We start from the raw sequence: 18,108 nt of genomic DNA, 5'->3' as shown, positions 1-18,108 counted from the left end.
TTAACTAATTTATAGCTAGGGTCTAGACTGACAGTCAAGTGCTTAATAACAGGGCCTAGTTATGTCTCATTTAAAAGCCAATGCTGATTATCCTATTTACGGGGCGTTGGGTAATACTTTTATGGAGTTCCCATTCACACCTGATTTTGCGCAAACCGATGCTGACGTGGTGGTGACGGGTGTACCATTCGACATGGCTACATCAGGGCGTGCAGGTGCTCGCTTAGGGCCACAAGGGGTGCGTGCAGCCTCTATTAATATGGCATGGGAATGTGAACGTTGGCCGTGGGATTTTGCACTGGATGAGCATTTAAAGGTAATTGATTCTGGTAATGTGGTGTTTAAACACGGTGAACCGCAAACGTTAGTTGATGCTCTTGAAGCGCAAATTCTAAATATTGTGCAAGGGGATAAAATACCACTAACCATAGGAGGTGATCATTTTATAACTTTGCCGATTCTACGCTCGGTGGCTAAACAACATGGGCCTGTAGCTTTGATTCATTTTGATGCTCATACTGACACCTATAGTGGTGGCAGTAAATATGATCACGGAACGTTTCTGTATCATGCCGTTAAACAAGGCATAGTGGATACATCGCATTCGTTACAAATCGGAATCAGAACCAATTACACTCGTGAGAATTATCCGTTTGAAGTGTTAGATGCTGCTTGGGTTGGTGACAAGGGTCCAAAAGAAACATTAAAACGAATAAAGCAGCGTGTGGGGAATCAAAAAGTATATGTGACATTTGATATTGATTGCTTAGACCCTGCCTATGCACCGGGCACAGGTACTCCTGTTGCTGCAGGGTTAACGTCGGATTATGCATTTAAAATAGTTCGAGGTTTACAAGGCTTAAATTTAATTGGCATGGATGTAGTGGAAGTGTCACCGGCATATGATCACGCGGAAATAACTTCATTGGCTGCTGCTACGGTGGCATTAGATCTTTTATATGTATTAGCGGCAAATAAACAAGAAAAAATTAGCCTTTAAAGTGCTTTCATTTTTCAGTTTTATAAACTGATAATCTTGGATCAGTTTGTTTCATTTTTTATTGTAATCTAATGTATTGTGAATTTTATTGGTTTAAATTTGTGGTGTATTTTTTTAAATATAGTAGAATATAATGAAATTAAAGTTAGTTCCTTTAATTTGAAAACTTAATACGCGACCTTGGAAACTTGGTCGCGTTTTTTTTTGCCTTGAGAAAAAACTTATTTTCGATTAGAAATTAACTAGATAAAGCTATGTTTTCTAATTCATTTAGATGGATTAAAAATAAAGTAAAAATTTCAGATTGGGTAGATGTATTAAGTCGAGTGTGAATTAGAGTATAGATAGAGCTTAATGGCTAGTAAAAACTTAGTTGAAGGACTCGAGCCTCATTTAATTGTCAACCGCTGGCTTATAGGCAGTAAGTGCGCTCAGAAAGATTACCCAGATACTTAACCCTACAGCGTAAAGTGGCATATATCCATTGGAAGATAGTTACACAATCATCATGCTCAGCTAAGATTAATTAAATAGTAATGGGTTTATCTATAGATTGCTTTACTTTAAAGGCGGGCATTGGGTATTAATTAGGGCTAGCTCTGATATTACGCTCTTTGTTGGGGCATTTAAAATATATTTGTGATTATGACTTTTCTTGAGTTGTGATCTCAGATAGATAAATATGACAATAATAGTTAGCCTGTATTTGACCAATAAAACGTTAAATGCATTTTAAGAGGTATGAGTATGCCATCTAGTAAAGATAGGGAATTTGACTTATTCATCACGGACTTAAATGGCAACTTACGTGGTAAGCGAATGCCAGCCAGTGCCAGCGCTAAAATAGCGAATGAGGGTGTTAAGCTGCCTAGATCTGTGGTGGGGTTTGACGTTTGGGGAAATGACGTATGGAAAAATGGATTGGTTTTTGAAACCGGTGATAGTGACGGTATTTGCTTACCAGTGCATGATGAAGCCATTCCTGTTCCATGGGCACAATCACCGCGTAACCAATTTTTAGCAATGATGTTTAATTCTGACGGCTCCCCATTTCTAGCAGATCCTCGTCAAATTCTGGTCAATATTACAAAACGATTTAAAGCATTAGGAATAACGCCAGTGATGGCGACAGAGCTTGAGTTTTATTTAATGGATGCTGAGTCAGAGAAAAATCAACGTCCTCGCCCACCTAAAATGCTAGACGGACACGGTCGCCGTTTAAGTGAAACAGATTGTTATTCCATAGATGAAATGGATAACCTAGAGGCCTTCTTTAGCGAAGTACGTGAAGCCTGTGAGCTACAAGGAATACCCGCGGATACTATTATTTCTGAACTGGGGGCAGGCCAGTTTGAAATCAATTTATTACATGTGGATAGCCCTATGTTAGCGGCTGACCAAGCCATTATGTTTAAGCGACTAGTTAAAGGCATCTCGCGTAAACATGGGATGAGCGCATCCTTCATGGCAAAACCCTACGCTGATCAAAGCGGCAATGGTTTTCACGTTCATTTCAGTTTGCTTGATGAGAATGGAAAAAATATTTTTGATGATGGTACTAATGAAGGTTCCGACATATTAAAGTATGCAGTGGCGGGATTGATTCATACCATGGCTGACGGCATGTTGGTATTTGCGCCCCATTTAAACTCTTATCGCCGTTTTATGAAAGGGGTTCATGCGCCCACCGTGGCATGTTGGGGTTATGAAAATCGTACGGTGGCCATTCGTATTCCAGAAAGCCCTGAAGTAGCTCGACGTATTGAGCATCGCGTATCAGGTGCTGATGCCAATCCGTATTTAGTATTGGCTACCATTTTAGCTGGAGCATTGTACGGTATAGAAAATAAAATAATGCCCCCTCAGCCAATTGAAGGTGATGCCTATACCGAAACACAGGCTAATGAGTACAATGATGAACACAAGCTACCAAGCAAGTGGGATCAAGCTACTGAGGTATTTAAAAAGTCTGATGTTATAAGCAAATATTTAGGAGAAGACTTCATTCGGGTATTTTCTACTGCTAAAGAGCAAGAGCAGTTGCGCTTTGAAGAGCGAATCTCGGATGTTGAATATGAATCCTATTTGGGGTTGTTATAGTTTCGAGTGAAATAACCTCAAATTTAAATAAATACATAGTAAATTGGTCGATCTGTTATGAACCCATTCATATCACGACGGTGAAAAAAAGATAGTGAACAAGGTACTTTAGAATACAGGTCTTTAGGGTTATCAAATGAAAGTAGGTATATTAGCGGCAGGCATTACTCCAGATGAACTAATCGGTCAGTTTGGCTCCTATGCCAATATGTTTATGGAGTTATTTAAAGCGAACGGTTATACCTTTGAGTTTGAAGTATTTGATGTCAGAGATGATGTGTTTCCTGTATCCGCAGATTTTTGTGATGCATGGATAATAACCGGTTCAAAATCCAGCGTGTATCAAAATTTTCCTTGGATGGTAAAACTAAAATCATTAATTTTAGACATTCACCTTGCACAAAAACCTCTAATTGGAATTTGTTTTGGTCATCAAATTATTGCGATGGCCTTTGGCGGTAAGGTAGAAAAATATGTCGGTGGTTGGGGAGTGGGTTTACACTCGTATGACGTGGTGGCAAAAACGGATTTTATTCCTGATGCGCAATGCGAATTTACGATCAATGCGATACATCAAGACCAAGTGATTGAAAAACCTTTAAATGCCGACGTGATTGCCCAATCAGATTTTTGTCAGTATGCAGGTCTGCTTTACGATGACCAAATTTTAACATTCCAAGCACATCCTGAGTTTTCACTTGAATATGAGGAGGCCCTTATTGAGTCGAGAAAAGGTCCGGTAGTACCTGTGAATATAGCGGAACAAGGGCTGATCAGTCTTCGGGCTCAAAGTGCTGCGACAGAATCTAATAAAGTGGCAAAATGGATGGGAAGCTTTATTGAAAAGCGCGTTTAATATTTTGATTGCAGTCTACAAGGGGCTACTCTAGGTATCAATTTACGGCGGTTAGTAGATGCTAAAGTTGTTTATTTAATGAAGCCAGTGGCACTATTTAGTTAAATATTCTTCCTGAGTCTAAGGTTAGGAAAACTAAATAATTCTCAGTTCTATTCTAAGAGCTTATTGTTTTCTAAAAGGATACATTAATATTTAAAAAACAATAACTAGTTAAGTGAATGTCATCTAGTATTCATATTTTTACAATACTTTACCTTGTTGACGCTCGCAATTATTCTGAATATTGTACAAAATCATTTAGCCGAATTTTAAATAGGGTATACCATGAATTACACTCCTTTATCTAAAGCAACAGTTATCCTTCATTGGTTGATAGCGGTTGGTTTTTTAATGATTTTGGGCGTTGGCCTTTATATGGAAGAACTACCAAGAGGGCCTGAAAAATTCGAACTGATGGGGCTGCACAAATCCTTTGGTTTTGCATTTTTGTTTTTAGCGGCTATTCGTTTAGGCTGGCGAATAAAAGAGGGGGCTATCTCGTCTATAGGTGAGGGTCCTGCTTGGCAAGAGAAAGCAGCCACGGGGGTTCACCACTTATTATTATTAGCCACTATTTTAATGCCCATTTCTGGACTGATGATGAGCATCGGTGGTGGTTATGGCGTGGATTTTTTTGGTATCAATATTCTTGCTGAATCACAAAAAATTGAATGGCTAGGTGGCTTGGGTCATGAAATACACGAAATTTTGTCAAAACTTGCTATTCTAGCAGTGCTGCTTCATGTTGCTGGCGGTATTAAGCATCAGTTTATTGATAAAGATGGCACCATTAGTCGTATGTTAGGCCGTTAAAATTAAGGACTCCATAGCTTCTATGGAGTCCATTTTTTGATTTTCACATAATCTTTTATCTCTTCTTTAGTTCAATTGTTTATACTCTTACTTTTCCGCTTTTAAGTAATCTTTATGACACTAAAAACTGATTCAAAGAAAGCGAAAAACCTCGGGGTCCTTGAATTGATCGCGATTGCGTTAGGGGGCATGGTCGGGGGTGGTATTTTTACCATTCTTGGTTTATCTGTTGCTATGATAGGTCCATACACGCCGCTCGCGATATTATTAGGCGGTTTGATCGCAGCTTTGGCTGCATATTCATACATTAAGCTGGGTGTTTATTATCAGGATGAGGGAGCTAGCTATAGCTTTTTCAAACGTACATTTCCGCAATCGGAGTTTGCAGCTTCCTTAATTGGTTGGTGGGTTATCTTTGGCTATATAAGTACTATTGCACTATATGCCTATACGTTTTCTTTTTATGCTTTAAGCGGTTTTCTTATTGCTGAAAGTGAATGGATGAGAAAAATAATTGCTGCAGCCGTTATTCTATTTTTTGCGCTGATTAATATATGGAGCGTAAAAGGTATGGGTAAGATCGAAGATGTTATGGTGTATAGTAAGTTGGTCATTTTGATGGTCATATCTTTTGTATTAATTAACAACAGCAATACAACTATCCCTTCACTTGTCAGTGAAAACCCCAGCGCTAATTGGCTATCTATTTTTATGGTGGCTTCGTTAACATTTGTGGCTTATGAGGGATTTCAGCTTGTTATTAACGCAGTCAATGAGATGGAAAATCCAGATAAAAACATACCTAAGGCTATTTATTCATCAATTGGATTAGCCATTGTTATATATGTAGTTATTTCCTTAGGTGCGATTCTCTCTATACCGTTTGTTGATATTATAGCGAATCAAGAGTTTGCTTTGGCGGCTGGAGCGGATAAAACATTAGGGCATTGGGGGACTGATTTAGTAGTGCTAGGAGCGTTGCTAGCAACCTGTAGCGCAATCAGTGGCACCTTATTTGGTGCTTCTAGGCAAATGGCCGTTATTTCCAGTGAAGGTTTTTTCCCTAAAGTTTTAGCCTATCGCAAGGGTGGTATTCCAGTTGTTTCCATATTTTCAATGGCAGGCTTTGCAATATTGCTAGTATTTATTGGAAATTTAAAAGTTATTTTAGAATTTGGAAGTGTCACTTTTTTGCTGGTCTCTCTTTTGACGGCGTTTGCAAATTATAAGATTAGGGATAAAACACAGTCGTCGCTGGTAATTGTCTTGATAGCAATGGTTGGTTTGTTTTTCGGCATGTTATTGATTTTGCTGTTCGAATGGCAAGAGCAGCCAGAGCAGTTAATCTTTATAGGAGGGTTGTACGGGGTATTAACTTTGGGTGCTTGGCTTTTTGCTAAAAAATAGCTCTAGATAGCATTTTAATTTTAATTTTAATAGATTGATTAGTTTCCAGCTTTATTTTGTGTCAATCTTACTTATAGCTGAATATTAATTAGTAGAACGTTATCGTACTTGACGGGAAACAATCATCCATTGGCCTAGCCAAGCTAGTGGAACCAATACCATATTAATCTGCTGCGCCATTCATGCGAGCTTATCGGGGTTTATATTGAGTATCGAGGTGAGTGACAATACAGGATAGCCATTGATTTAGTGTTCACCTAGCTGGTCCTTCAGCTGTTTTGAGTGTTAAATAAATGAGAGGAAGCATTGAAGCCTCAGGTGCTTTTTTTATTTGTCTTTTAAATAATCTTCTATTGGGTAATCGTTATCAATTGGCGTTTTTATTTGCCTTTGTACACCCGCCATATCCGTAAGCGTATCTAGTACTTTGATTTTTCCGTGTTCGATTTCAAATGTAGAAACGACAGAAAAAGAGAGCAATTTTCCAGATGGATTGATTCCAAAAAAGGGCTTGGCAATCGTGCCAATTAAAATGCTTTGAATCACTACTTTATTGTCTTTCACTAAGACATCCTCAATCGTTAACTCAAGATCGGGAATCGCTTCATGAAACGTGCGAATAAAGATGATGTATTCTCTTAAATTAAGCACTCTTTCATTAAACGTGGTGTGATATTGAAAGTCTTTACTAACGTATTCGTTCAATAAATTATAGTGCTTTTTCTGCCAAGCTAACTTCATAAACATGCTAGCAATAGCGCCGTTTGACTTCTCCATGGACAACCTTTCAAATTTTTATCGTTATTTTATGGGTATTGTCAGAATTTGGCGGACATTATCAATCAGTCTTTAGTATTAGTTATTGGCGATTGTATGATAATTGCACACATTTGATCAGTTATCTCTCGTGTGAATAGATATGACTCGTATTTTGTGAAAGTTTCAAGAATGACGACTGGAATTGTACGGCATGCTCATTGAATCGTGATCGCTGTCATTGTATTAAGTGTAACCAAGGTGACAAATTAGCTTAGTAATGTAGCCAGTGTGACAAAATTAGCCCAGACAAACAGATAAACTGCCGTCATTGGTAATTTAAGGTGAATCTTATGTTTCGAGTTTTTAAATATGCGCTCTATGTAGTGCTTGTTCTAATAGTGGTATTAGCAGGCTATATAAGCATTAATAAAGTCCCTGATATTCCGGTGGCCCAACTTAAAGATAAGTGGGCCCCAGCGCCCTCTCAATTTGTGGACATCAATGGCTTACAAGTACATTTACGTGATGAAGGGCCAAAAGACGACACCCAACCAATTCTCTTGATACATGGTACAGGTGCTTCTTTACATACTTGGGATGGTTGGGTTGAAACGCTAAAAGTCAGCAGAAGAGTAATTCGGTTTGATCTACCTGCATTTGGGTTAACAGGGCCAGAGCCAACTAATAATTATAAAATCGAACATTATGCAAAAGTTGTTGTAAGCGTTTTGGATAAGTTGAATATTCAGCAAGCGGTTGTGGCAGGGAATTCGTTAGGTGGTTACATATCTTGGGCTACCGCGGTTTTATACCCTGAGCGTGTAGCAAAACTAGTATTGGTGGATGCCAGTGGTTATCCATATGATGCTAAATCTATTCCTATTGGCTTTAAGCTTTCTTCTAATCCGTTAATGGGTTCGGTTTTAAAAGGTTTTTTACCTATGTCGTTGGTGGCACGTAGTGTGAGAAATGTCTATGGTAACCCTGAATTAGTTACTGATGATCTAGTAGAGCGCTATTACGAATTAACCTTAAGAGAAGGTAATCGTCAGGCACTTAAACAGCGTTTTATTCAAACATTGCCAGGGCCATTAGCTGCTAAGGTGCCGAGTATCCAAGTACCAACATTATTAATTTGGGGTGAAAAAGATTTACTAATACCCGTTAAATTCGGTGAACGTTTTGATCAAGAGATACCAAATAGTGAGTTGATTGTTTTTAAAGAGCTAGGCCACGTTCCCCATGAAGAAGACCCAAAGAGTACAGTAAAAGTTGTCCAAGACTTTTTAGCCGCTCACTAGTACACAAAAAAATACCCAGCTAAGCTGGGTATTTTTTTGTGTTAATTTTCTTTTTCTTATTTATCTTTCGCCATTTGCGCGGCAATTGCAGCTTTAAACTGTTTTAGCATTTCAATCTCTTGCGGTTGCGGTGTGTAGCGGCCACCACAGCGAGCATCGGTTTTCTGTAATAACGTAATGATAGGACGTGGAATGGCAATTGGGTCGCAACCGTGGCTGTTTTCACAAACCATATCAAATTCTGGCTTGGCTTTGATGTGGCAACCAAAGCAGTTCCCGCCAAAGCGGTTCACTACATCCACAAATCCACGTTTATTGATTTGAGAGCCTTCTTGGTTGACGTTTAGTTCGAAAAACTCCCAGTCTTTTGTTGCACTGTTAAAGCCAGATTGACGTTTAACCATTACCTCATCTGGCACCAGTTGTACAACAGAACCTGCAGGGTAAACGGTTTTTTCGGCATTAGCCGCAGCAACGGTTTTATCTAGTTCACCAGGAATAAGATTATCTACATAGAAACCACGTACTGGAGTCATATCTAGCATACAGCCAAAGCTTTTTGCATCAATTTCAAGGGGCTTATCCGCGGAAAATGCTCCGTGGGGTAAAGCCGTCAAGCTGATGATAAGGGTTAATATCCATTTCATTGTAGTTTTCTCATCTTGGGTGATTGAATTATGTACAAGTAGGTTTATATTAGGTGAGGTGATGATTGCTGTCAATTAAATTGTGTGCAATTAAAGTTTTAAGCGTATTTACACCGATTAAGAATGAGAAGAAAGCTGAGCACAAGGCGCATTTTATGAAGCTGGTACTTAGTACTGATGCAATATGCGCTAATATTTTTTGTACATGATCAAGTTCTCAATAACAAACAGTGAAGTTAAATTCACTGGAAATATCCATTGAATAGGTTTGATGGGCTAACGTTCTATGATTTTATTCTAAGTAACTGCACTACATTTATTGTCGTTAATTGAGTATTCAGTTTAATAAAGTGGGGCTAAATACATAAAAATTTTGAGGCAAAAATGCTTATTACTTTATCAGTAAGACCTAATGTAAGGTCATTGGCTTGGATGGCTAAAATAGTATCAATGTTGGCTTTCTGTTCATTACTAGGTGCATGCTCCGAAAGCTCGGATAAGCCAGACTCTAAAATGAGCCTATTAGCATCAGGGGCAGATTGGTGGAATATTTCAGATGATGCTTTTGCCAATGAATACGTTAACGAGGCTTTCAGTGAAGACATCGAGCAACAATCGGAGGTTGCTTGGATGCTGTTTGCTCGTGTTAATCAACAAGTGCAAGATCAAGGCAAAACCCTTTCAGTATGGGAAACTTGGCCAAGTAACCAAAATACGTTTAGCCCAGCGGTTCCTAAGTTCACTTTTGATAATAAAGTACGTGCTCGCCCACACTTACAACTTCCAAAACTCATGAAGGGAATGACACCTAAAGAGCAGCTTGCAGCACCGCCAGTGAACGGTGGAGAAGAAGTGACGCGTAACATGTTCTCATATGATTACATCATGGCTAAGGGGTTAAACTCTAAAGCAGGTGTGCTTAAGTTTTTATCCGGTAGTAATACCAAAGTGGACTTTCCAATTGGTACTGTTGAGATCAAAGCAGATTGGGAAACGCAAGCCATAGAAGGGGCATATCAGTTTGTGGATACGGAGAATAATGTGACTTATAGTCTAGTGGGGTTGCACATTATGGCTAAAATGCAGCCTACGCCTGAAAATCCGTTTTACTCAGAAACCCCTAGTTGGTTTTGGACAACCTTTGAATTTAAAGGTAACCCAGGCCTAGCTAATGCACAGAATTTGATTACATACAAAGATGCATTATCAAGTAGCAAGGCTCAAATGCTTTTACAGCAGGCGGGATTAGCGGATACGGCGTTTGTGAATTACGTATCTAATGGCACTCAAATTCGTTATTCAGATGCTCAGCATCCAGACATCATTTTGGGTAACACAAAAATGGAAGCATTTGCTGGATCACCTGATCAAAATGACCCCAGTACGTGGACAAAGTGGAATTCTTCTTGTCATACCTGTCATGGTACAACGTCGGCTAAAATTGATACCTCGGGCAGCACACCTATGGTGAAATTTTATCCATTCACCGTGCCTGTGGGTAAAATCACCTATCAAGATATTGATCAATATACATCCATGGATTTTGTTTGGTCTATTGCGTTTTATGCTCAGTAATGAGCATATCACTAGCGTTGATGGTTTGCTCTGTGGTTAATTCGCAGGGTAAAACATACTGTTCAAACAAATGCATTAGTGATTAAGTATGAAGATGGATAACATGTTGGGTTGAAAATCCGTTTAAATCAAAAGGGCAGTATCTATTGCCCTTAAAATAATAAAGTGGAAGATACAACATGTTTAGCCATATGATGCTGGGGGCTAATGATATAGATGCCTCAAAAAAATTCTACGATGCAATCCTTGCAGAATTAGGACACAAGCCGGGTATTTTGGACCCAAAAGGGCGAGTACTTTATCCTAATAGACAAGGCTCTTTTCTATTAACTAAGCCTATTGATGGCAATGACGCAAACCATGGTAATGGTAGTACTCTTGGTTTTGCCGCAGCCTCTCCCGAGCAAGTAAATGCTTGGTTCGAGGCGGGTTTAAAAGCCGGCGGCACTGAATGTGAAGATGCACCGGGTATTCGCTCTGGCGGGGGCATTAATTTATACCTTGCTTATTTACGCGATCCATCAGGAAATAAAATTTGCGCATCACATCGTGTGATGGATTAAATGTTACTCCTCCTAGTTATAGGGGGAGAACTTAATGAGCAGTGAAATACTGCTCTAATTTCTTTAATGCCAAGATTGCTGCACTGGTTCGATTTTCTACCCCTAACTTTCTAAATATCTGCACAAGATGTGTATTAATTGTTCTTGGGCTAATATTTAATATCATTGCTATTTCAGAGTTACTTTTCCCCCTTGCCAGCCATACTAATACCTCTGATTCACGATTGGTTAACTCAAAAGCTTCCTGCATAATTTGTGATTCACTGGGACGTTCTAAATTGATTAAGCGAAGGAGGTATTCGTCATTCTTATTTTCACTGATGAATTTAATCTCAATTGGTTTTTCGCCTTGGTTAATTTGAATCCCTTTTTCTTTATTGAAGGTGTGTGAAAATAAAGGCTGTAGCTGAAACGCGAGATTTTGTTTTAGCCAGTCTTCTGATAAACCAGCACAATGGAACAATTGATGGGCCTGAGGTGTGGCCCATTTGAAGTTACCCTCTTTATCTGTGGTAATTAAAAACTGGCCTGCTGAATCCAACGCTGATCGCGCGCTTTGGGTCAAACGTGAGTTACTTAAATGCACCTTCATTCTTGCTAATAATTCATCGCAATTCACGGGTTTTTGTATGAAGTCTACACTTCCGGAGTCAAAACTTTTTACGATACTTTGTGTATCGCTTAATCCTGTCATAAATATGACTGGTATGTGCTCTAAATGAGGGTGTGACTTAAGCAATCGACACGTTTCAAATCCATCTAACCCTGGCATCATAGCATCCATAAGAATAATGTCGGGAGTAATACTGTTGGCAATGCTGAGGGCCTGATTTCCTTCTAAAGCAACTAGTACAGTTAAGCCAGCAGCATCAAGTGCATCATTGATCATGCCTAATGAATCCGGAGAGTCATCAACAACCAATACTAAATCTTTACTTTTATTATTGGACGTCATGATGTCCCCTCAAGGCTTTTATGAATTTAGGAAATTGAAATGTATTTACTAAATTTAATAGCTCATTTAGTGTTTTATTTTTTAATATATTACGTTCATTTGAGTCATCTTCTTTTTGTAGTGCCATTAATTTTGCGCGTATTGCATTCACATAACCAATTTCAGCTAAGCGAATTAATTCTTGAATATTGGATTCTGGAATCATATATGGATCACTTGATGTTTTCACACTTGATCCTTTTGTTAAGGTGTTGCTTGAATCAGTGGATTTATATAACCAACTAATTTTTGCGTAATTGGCGAGCAACTTGAAAAGCTCATGATAACGAATAGGTTTTACAAGTAAGCCATTACTGGGATCTTTATTAGAAGTGGGACTAACATGTGCATTAGCTGATGTCATAATGATGGTTGCATCTGGGTATTGTGTTCGGATTGTTTGTGCAAGTGTCCAGCCGCTCATTCCGGGCATAGAAATATCTAATAAAAATATATGAGGTATAAATAAGCAGTGCTTGAGCATATCTAGGCATTCAATGCCGTCTTGGGCCATGATCACATTAAAGTCTAAAGGCATTAATACTTCAGACATTAACATGCGGTGATCAGGTTCATCGTCTACTACAAAAATATTCTTACGTTCACCTTTGTAGCCAATAATTGGCTTCTCGGTTTCATGATTAATATATTTAGCTGGAACAATACTGGATAACATAAGAGCGACTTTGAACTCACTACCTTCTTGTAGTTTACTGGTAACTTGAATATCTCCCCCCATGATATCCACTAACAATCGAGTTATCGTTAGACCTAAGCCTGTTCCAGTAACATAAGGTTGCCCAGGTTCCCTGATGCGTTCAAACGGTAAGAAAATCGTATCGATGTCCTGCGGATTAATCCCGATGCCGGAATCTATCACCTTAAACTCAGCAACTTGATTTCGATAACTGACAGAAAAGGTGATATCCCCTTGTTGGGTATACTTAATTGCGTTTGATAATAAATTGATCAGAACTTGGCGAAGCCGCTTTTGGTCTGCCCGAACAACTTTTGGAATATTGGTAAGTTTTATGTAGTTGAATTTTAAATTTTTATTTTGTGCTTGCATGCTAAACATATTAACGAGTTGATCTAATAGCTCGTCGAACTGCACATCTGATCGCTCTAATTCTAATTTTCCTGCTTCAATTCGAGAGATATCCAACAAACCCTCGATTAAATCAGATAGGTGCTCACTACTTCGTCTAATGGTAGATAAAGCTCCACGTCTAGGTGTCGGTATCGTAGGATCTTTTTCTAATAACTGTGCATAACCCATGATGGCATTTAAAGGAGAGCGAAGTTCGTGGCTAATACCTGTTAGATAGCGGCTTTTCGCTAAATTCGCTGACTCAGCCAACTCTTTGGATTTTTGTAGAGCACGATCAGTTTCTTGGTGGGCCTTGATTTCTGCGCGCAGCAGCTTAGTTTGGTCTTCTGATTCTTTATGGGCAATGATGCGTGAATCTCTGGCAAGAGAGAACATCCATGCTAATACACCAAAAATAATGAGTAGAATAAAAAAGACGTTAATCAGGGCAGTTGCAATGGCTTGTTCTACAACAACGGTATTGTTTAGGTTGCCGGTTGTGGTTATTTGTAAATACACCAATACCAAGACACTTGAGACCACCAAAGAGGTTAGAAGGTACAAACCAATAAAATGACCAATGCGGGAATTGATCGCACCTACCCATTTTTTAGGAAAAACATAAGATAATGCACCTATTATTTGCTGAGAAAATTTAGCATTTGTTTTACACATATCGCCACAGCGGGCATCTAGCGAACAACATAAAGAACAAATATTACCAGCATAGGCTGGGCAAAAAGACATGTCTTCATGTTCAAAGTGGTGATCACAAATACAGCATTTCATTTGAGATTGGCTAGAAACAATAACGGCAGGGCGTGCGATATAATAACGTCCCTTAGTTACCCACGCTAAAACCGGAGCGCATATAAATGTTATTCCTAGGGCGATAAATGAGGATAGTGCTTCTAAGGTTTCACCTAACCAACCCACATAACATATAAAACCAAGTGTAGAAGCAATGATCATGGAGCCTACACCTACAGGGTTAATGTCAAATAGGTGTGCACGCTTAAATTCCATTTCTTGTGGACGCAGGCCTAAAGGCTTACTGATAGTTAAATCCGCCACTATCGTGCCTAACCAAGCTAATGCAATGATAGAGTAGCCTCCAAGAATTTCTTCAAGTATGCGATATATCCCCAGCTCCATAAGCAATAATGAGATTATTACGTTAAATACCAGCCATACCACACGACCGGGATGATTGTGTGTAATACGAGAAAAAAAGTTTGACCAAGCAATAGAGCCAGCATAAGCATTTGTCACATTAATCTTCAATTGTGATACAACAACAAATACACCTAACAGAATTAAGCTTAATTGTTCGGAGTTTGTTACATAGCTCATAGCAGTTAAATACATGTGATTGGGGTCACTGGCTTGTTCTTCTGAAAGCCCATGTTGTAATGCAAGTACGGCTAAAAACGAGCCAACTAATATTTTAAATACACCGAAAATGATCCACCCCGGCCCTCCAGCTAACATGGCAAACCACCAACGTTTATCTGGTTTATCTTGCTGCGGTAGAAACCTTAAAAAATCCACTTGCTCGCCTATTTGAGCAATTAAAGAAAATAAAACAGAAGCAGCTGCTCCAAACGCGACTATAGAAAAACCAGATACCTGATTGCTAACGTTAGTGCTTGGAGTGAAGTTGACCCATAGCTCAATTGCATTTTCTGATTGAAATGCAATGCATATGAGAGGAAGAATTTGAAAACCAATCCAAATGGGCTGGGTCCACACTTGGAAACGACTAATTAGTGAAATACCGTGAGTTACAAGGGGAATTACGATTAAAGCACTTATGATATAACCAATACTAAGGGGAATTCCCAGAGTTAGCTCAAGAGCAAGGGATAAAATGGCGGCTTCTAATGCAAAAAATATAAATGTAAATGATGCATAAATTAAAGAAGTAATGGTGGACCCAATATAACCAAAACCCGCACCACGAGTGAGCAAATCAATGTCAGTGCCCTGTTTTGCAGCGTAATAACTGATGGGGATGCCTGTCAGAAAGATAATCAAGCCAACTACCATGATTGCAGCTACAGCGTTATTAAAGCCATAATGCAATGTGATTGCTCCACCAATAGCTTCTAATGCTAAAAATGAAATAGCGCCTAAAGCCGTTTGAGATACACGGGCAGCAGACCAGCGACGTGCGGATTTTGCGGTAAATCTTAGGGCGTAATCTTCCAATGTTTCATTGGCAACCCACTGGTTATATCGACGCCGAACCCGAAATACTTCTTGCTGAGCATGAATCATTCATCAAACCTTCAATAAACTAATGCCGGCCTTTATGAATAGGTAGGCCGAGTTGCGACGGCTGATTTGCAAACTCCTTTTTAAACCAACATAAAGGATAACCAGCAAGTATTGCGCCTGAAAAATTAATCAGTTGAAGCTTGGCCATACTGCACATAGGGCAGGAAAGCGACAGCTCGCGCGTTAACTTAACCTTACTAACAGATCGGGGGTATAGGTTAAATGACCTAGTATGCTGAGGTGTTCACCTGATGGTGCGATTGATGGTTCAAGCACAAACTGATAGCAAGTCAATCAACTTAGGAGAAGCGATATGGGCGACTTACTATCAACCTCGGCTCGCAAATCAGTGAGCCAAAGAGAAGGCATTAAACGCCGCTCTTTTTTAAAAACCTTATGTGCAGTTCCTGCCAGTCTATTATTGGCATCCTATGTAGGCATGGCGCAGGCATCGGTTAATACAACAGGGCTTGCGGTAACCGATAAAGAAGTAACCGTCGGCATCCTGCATTCACTTACAGGAACCATGGCAATCAGTGAAACCGGGGCTCAAGAGGCCGAAAAGCTGGCTATCAAGCAGATTAACGAATCTGGCGGTATTTTAGGTCGTCAAATTAAAATCATCCAAGAAGATGGCGCCAGTGATTGGCCAACCTTCGCTGAAAAAAGTAAAAAACTATTGGTAAAAGATAAAGTAGCTGCGGTATTTGGTGCTTGGACATCGGCATCTCGTAAAGCGGTATTACCGGTTTTTGAAAAAGAAAACGGCTTACTTTATTACCCAACTTTTTACGAAGGTTTAGAGCAATCTAAAAACGTTATCTATACAGGTCAAGAAGCCACTCAGCAAATATTAGACGGTTTAAATTGGGTAGCAAAAGAGAAAGGCGCTAAAACCTTCTATCTAATAGGATCTGATTATATCTGGCCGCGTACATCTATGAAAATTGCCCGCAAGCATATTGAAAATGTTTTAGGAGGCAAGGTAGTGGGTGAAGAATACAAGCCACTAGGTAATACACAATTTGGTTCGGTCATTAATAAAATACGCTTGAAAAAACCAGATGTTATTTATGCTGCCGTTGTAGGTGGTTCTAACGTAGCTTGGTTCAAACAGCTTAAAGCCGCGGGTATTACCGCTAAGAAACAAACCCTGCTAACAATCTCAGTGACTGAAGACGAAGTATTAGGCATAGGTGGTGAAAACCTAGAAGGTTTTTACTCAATCATGAAGTACTTCCAAAGTCAGGATAACCCTAACAACAAAAAATTCGTAAAAGCCTTTAAAGAAATGTGGGGCGATGACAGTGTTATTGGTGACGTAACTCAAGCCGCGTATCTTGGCCCTTGGTTATGGAAAGCAGCTGTAGAACGCACAGGTTCTTTTGATGTGGATAAAGTTGTCGCGGAGTCTGAAAAAGGCGACATCGAATTAACTACTGCACCAGAAGGGTATGTGAAGCTTCACAAAAACCATCACTTATGGAGTAAGGCACGTGTCGGTAAGTGGAAGAAAGATGGTCAAGCAGAAGTGGTATATACCTCTGAACTGATTGAGCCGGATCCGTTCCCAGCAGGTTATCAATAATTGTCACACTAGGTTTTAAATTAAGTAAATAAGAGTGGTGCAAACAAGGACGTATGCACATTCATCCCCGCATCAAACATTAAATCGCATTTTGCGGCTTAGACGTTTCATTTCCCAGTTATTTTTTTTGGGTTCTGATAAGAGGAATTAATATGGATGGCTATACAACCAGCGAACTGGGCGCAATATTCGCCATGCAAGGCTTCGCGGGCATCAGTTTGTTTTCAGTACTTCTATTAATGGCACTTGGTCTTGCCATTATCTTTGGTCAAATGGGCGTAATTAATATGGCCCATGGTGAGTTTATGGCGGTAGGCGCCTATACCACTTATTTTTTATCAACTTTCACAGAAGCTTACTTCCCTTCTTTTTTAGATTATTACTTTGTCGTAGCCATCGTGGTCGCCTTTTTTGTGGCCGGGATACTCGGTTACTTTGCAGAATTTATATTGATACGGCATCTCTACTCGCGCCCATTAGATACGCTTTTAGCCACTTGGGGTTTAAGCCTTATCATGCAACAAACTTTCCGTAGCGTATTTGGCGCACGGGAAGTTAGCCCAACATTGCCTGATTGGTTAATGGGCTCAGTACAACCAACTGAAATGATTGATATACCCATTAACGGCATGTTTGTTTTGGGTTTAACCATTGTTGTCACCCTTGGTGTTTTTTATCTCATGTTTAAATCAAATTGGGGATTGCGTGTACGTGCAACTACTCAAAATCGTGAGATGAGCGGTGCAGTTGGTATTAATACCAAAAAGGTAGACCGTTACACCTTTGCACTAGGTTGCGGTATTGCTGGTATTGCCGGTGCCGCATTTACCACTATCGCATCGACTGGTCCAACAACCGGTACGTTATACATAGTTGATACATTCATGGTTGTAGTATTTGGTGGCGCGGCCAGCTTATTTGGCACCATTGCCTCAGCATTTTCTATTGCCCAAGCGCAATCCATTCTTGAATTCTTTATCAGTGGCTCGATGGCTAAGGTTTATACCTTATTAACACTGGTGATAATTTTGATGTTTAAACCAGAAGGTCTATTTGCCAGCAAGGTGCGACGCTAAATCGTAAATAGAAATAT

Annotated in this window: 14 protein-coding genes and 1 pseudogene; 10 read left to right on the top strand and 5 right to left on the bottom strand. The window is 39.5% G+C overall.

All coding sequences use genetic code 11. From position 1 onward, the window contains the following. The first annotated feature begins 61 nt into the window (after positions 1-61). Positions 62-1,000 (top strand): agmatinase, encoded by a 939-nt coding sequence (speB, locus tag ABWV45_RS03690; RefSeq protein WP_353348810.1) that lies wholly within the window; start codon positions 62-64, stop codon positions 998-1,000. 238 nt (positions 1,001-1,238) lie between these two features. On the opposite strand, the pseudogene ABWV45_RS15505 reads toward speB, so the two are convergent. Then, positions 1,239-1,334: pseudogene (locus ABWV45_RS15505) on the bottom strand (LuxR family transcriptional regulator); the annotation flags it as partial. A gap of 413 nt (positions 1,335-1,747) precedes the next feature. On the opposite strand from ABWV45_RS15505, the gene ABWV45_RS03685 reads away from it, so the two are divergent. From ABWV45_RS03685 to ABWV45_RS03670, 4 genes are all read left to right on the top strand, one after another. Continuing rightward, positions 1,748-3,100, top strand: a complete 1,353-nt coding sequence (locus tag ABWV45_RS03685) for a glutamine synthetase family protein (RefSeq protein ID WP_353348808.1) — start codon at positions 1,748-1,750, stop codon at positions 3,098-3,100. Positions 3,101-3,236: 136 nt separating this feature from the next. Then, on the top strand, positions 3,237-3,956 hold the full coding sequence (locus ABWV45_RS03680) for a glutamine amidotransferase-related protein (protein ID WP_353348806.1): 720 nt from the start codon (positions 3,237-3,239) through the stop codon (positions 3,954-3,956). A 327-nt stretch (positions 3,957-4,283) separates the two neighbouring features. After that, a complete protein-coding gene (locus tag ABWV45_RS03675; RefSeq protein WP_353348804.1) occupies positions 4,284-4,811 on the top strand; it encodes a cytochrome b in 528 nt (175 codons plus the stop codon). Between the two features lie 114 nt (positions 4,812-4,925). Continuing rightward, entirely contained in the window at positions 4,926-6,218 is a 1,293-nt protein-coding gene (locus tag ABWV45_RS03670; protein ID WP_353348802.1) for an APC family permease, read from the top strand. Between the two features lie 327 nt (positions 6,219-6,545). Here the strand turns inward: ABWV45_RS03670 and ABWV45_RS03665 are convergent, their stop codons facing one another. Next, positions 6,546-6,995 carry an ester cyclase gene (locus ABWV45_RS03665; protein ID WP_353348800.1) on the bottom strand — a complete coding sequence of 150 codons (450 nt, stop codon included), beginning with the start codon at positions 6,993-6,995 and terminating at the stop codon, positions 6,546-6,548. Positions 6,996-7,327: 332 nt separating this feature from the next. Between ABWV45_RS03665 and ABWV45_RS03660 the strand changes: the two genes are divergently transcribed. Then, a complete protein-coding gene (locus ABWV45_RS03660; RefSeq protein ID WP_353348798.1) occupies positions 7,328-8,278 on the top strand; it encodes an alpha/beta fold hydrolase in 951 nt (316 codons plus the stop codon). 56 nt (positions 8,279-8,334) lie between these two features. Here ABWV45_RS03660 and ABWV45_RS03655 read toward each other — a convergent pair whose 3' ends face one another. Then, positions 8,335-8,925, bottom strand: coding sequence for a hypothetical protein (locus ABWV45_RS03655; RefSeq protein ID WP_353348796.1), 591 nt, complete (start codon positions 8,923-8,925; stop codon positions 8,335-8,337). Between the two features lie 432 nt (positions 8,926-9,357). Here ABWV45_RS03655 and ABWV45_RS03650 point away from each other — a divergent pair, with 432 nt between their 5' ends. Together ABWV45_RS03650 and ABWV45_RS03645 are read left to right on the top strand one after the other, a co-directional pair. Next, positions 9,358-10,500, top strand: a complete 1,143-nt coding sequence (locus ABWV45_RS03650) for a hypothetical protein (RefSeq protein ID WP_353348794.1) — start codon at positions 9,358-9,360, stop codon at positions 10,498-10,500. Between the two features lie 179 nt (positions 10,501-10,679). Beyond that, entirely contained in the window at positions 10,680-11,063 is a 384-nt protein-coding gene (locus tag ABWV45_RS03645) for a VOC family protein (protein ID WP_353348792.1), read from the top strand. Positions 11,064-11,094: 31 nt separating this feature from the next. Here the strand turns inward: ABWV45_RS03645 and ABWV45_RS03640 are convergent, their stop codons facing one another. Both ABWV45_RS03640 and ABWV45_RS03635 read right to left on the bottom strand, forming a co-directional pair. Then, entirely contained in the window at positions 11,095-12,018 is a 924-nt protein-coding gene (locus tag ABWV45_RS03640; RefSeq protein ID WP_353348790.1) for a response regulator, read from the bottom strand. Then, a complete protein-coding gene (locus tag ABWV45_RS03635) occupies positions 12,005-15,427 on the bottom strand; it encodes a hybrid sensor histidine kinase/response regulator (protein ID WP_353348788.1) in 3,423 nt (1,140 codons plus the stop codon). The genes ABWV45_RS03640 and ABWV45_RS03635 overlap by 14 nt, the downstream gene beginning before the upstream one ends. 313 nt (positions 15,428-15,740) lie before the next feature. Here ABWV45_RS03635 and urtA point away from each other — a divergent pair, with 313 nt between their 5' ends. Together urtA and urtB are read left to right on the top strand one after the other, a co-directional pair. After that, positions 15,741-17,015: an urea ABC transporter substrate-binding protein gene (gene urtA / locus ABWV45_RS03630; protein WP_353348786.1), complete on the top strand. Its 1,275-nt coding sequence runs from the start codon at positions 15,741-15,743 to the stop codon at positions 17,013-17,015. 152 nt (positions 17,016-17,167) lie between these two features. Continuing rightward, positions 17,168-18,091, top strand: coding sequence for an urea ABC transporter permease subunit UrtB (gene urtB, locus ABWV45_RS03625; protein WP_353348784.1), 924 nt, complete (start codon positions 17,168-17,170; stop codon positions 18,089-18,091). Positions 18,092-18,108 lie beyond the last annotated feature (17 nt).

Source organism: Oceaniserpentilla sp. 4NH20-0058, from assembly GCF_040371755.1.
GTDB lineage: Bacteria > Pseudomonadota > Gammaproteobacteria > Pseudomonadales > Oceanobacteraceae > Bermanella.
This window is presented reverse-complemented; position numbering and strand designations above follow the sequence as displayed.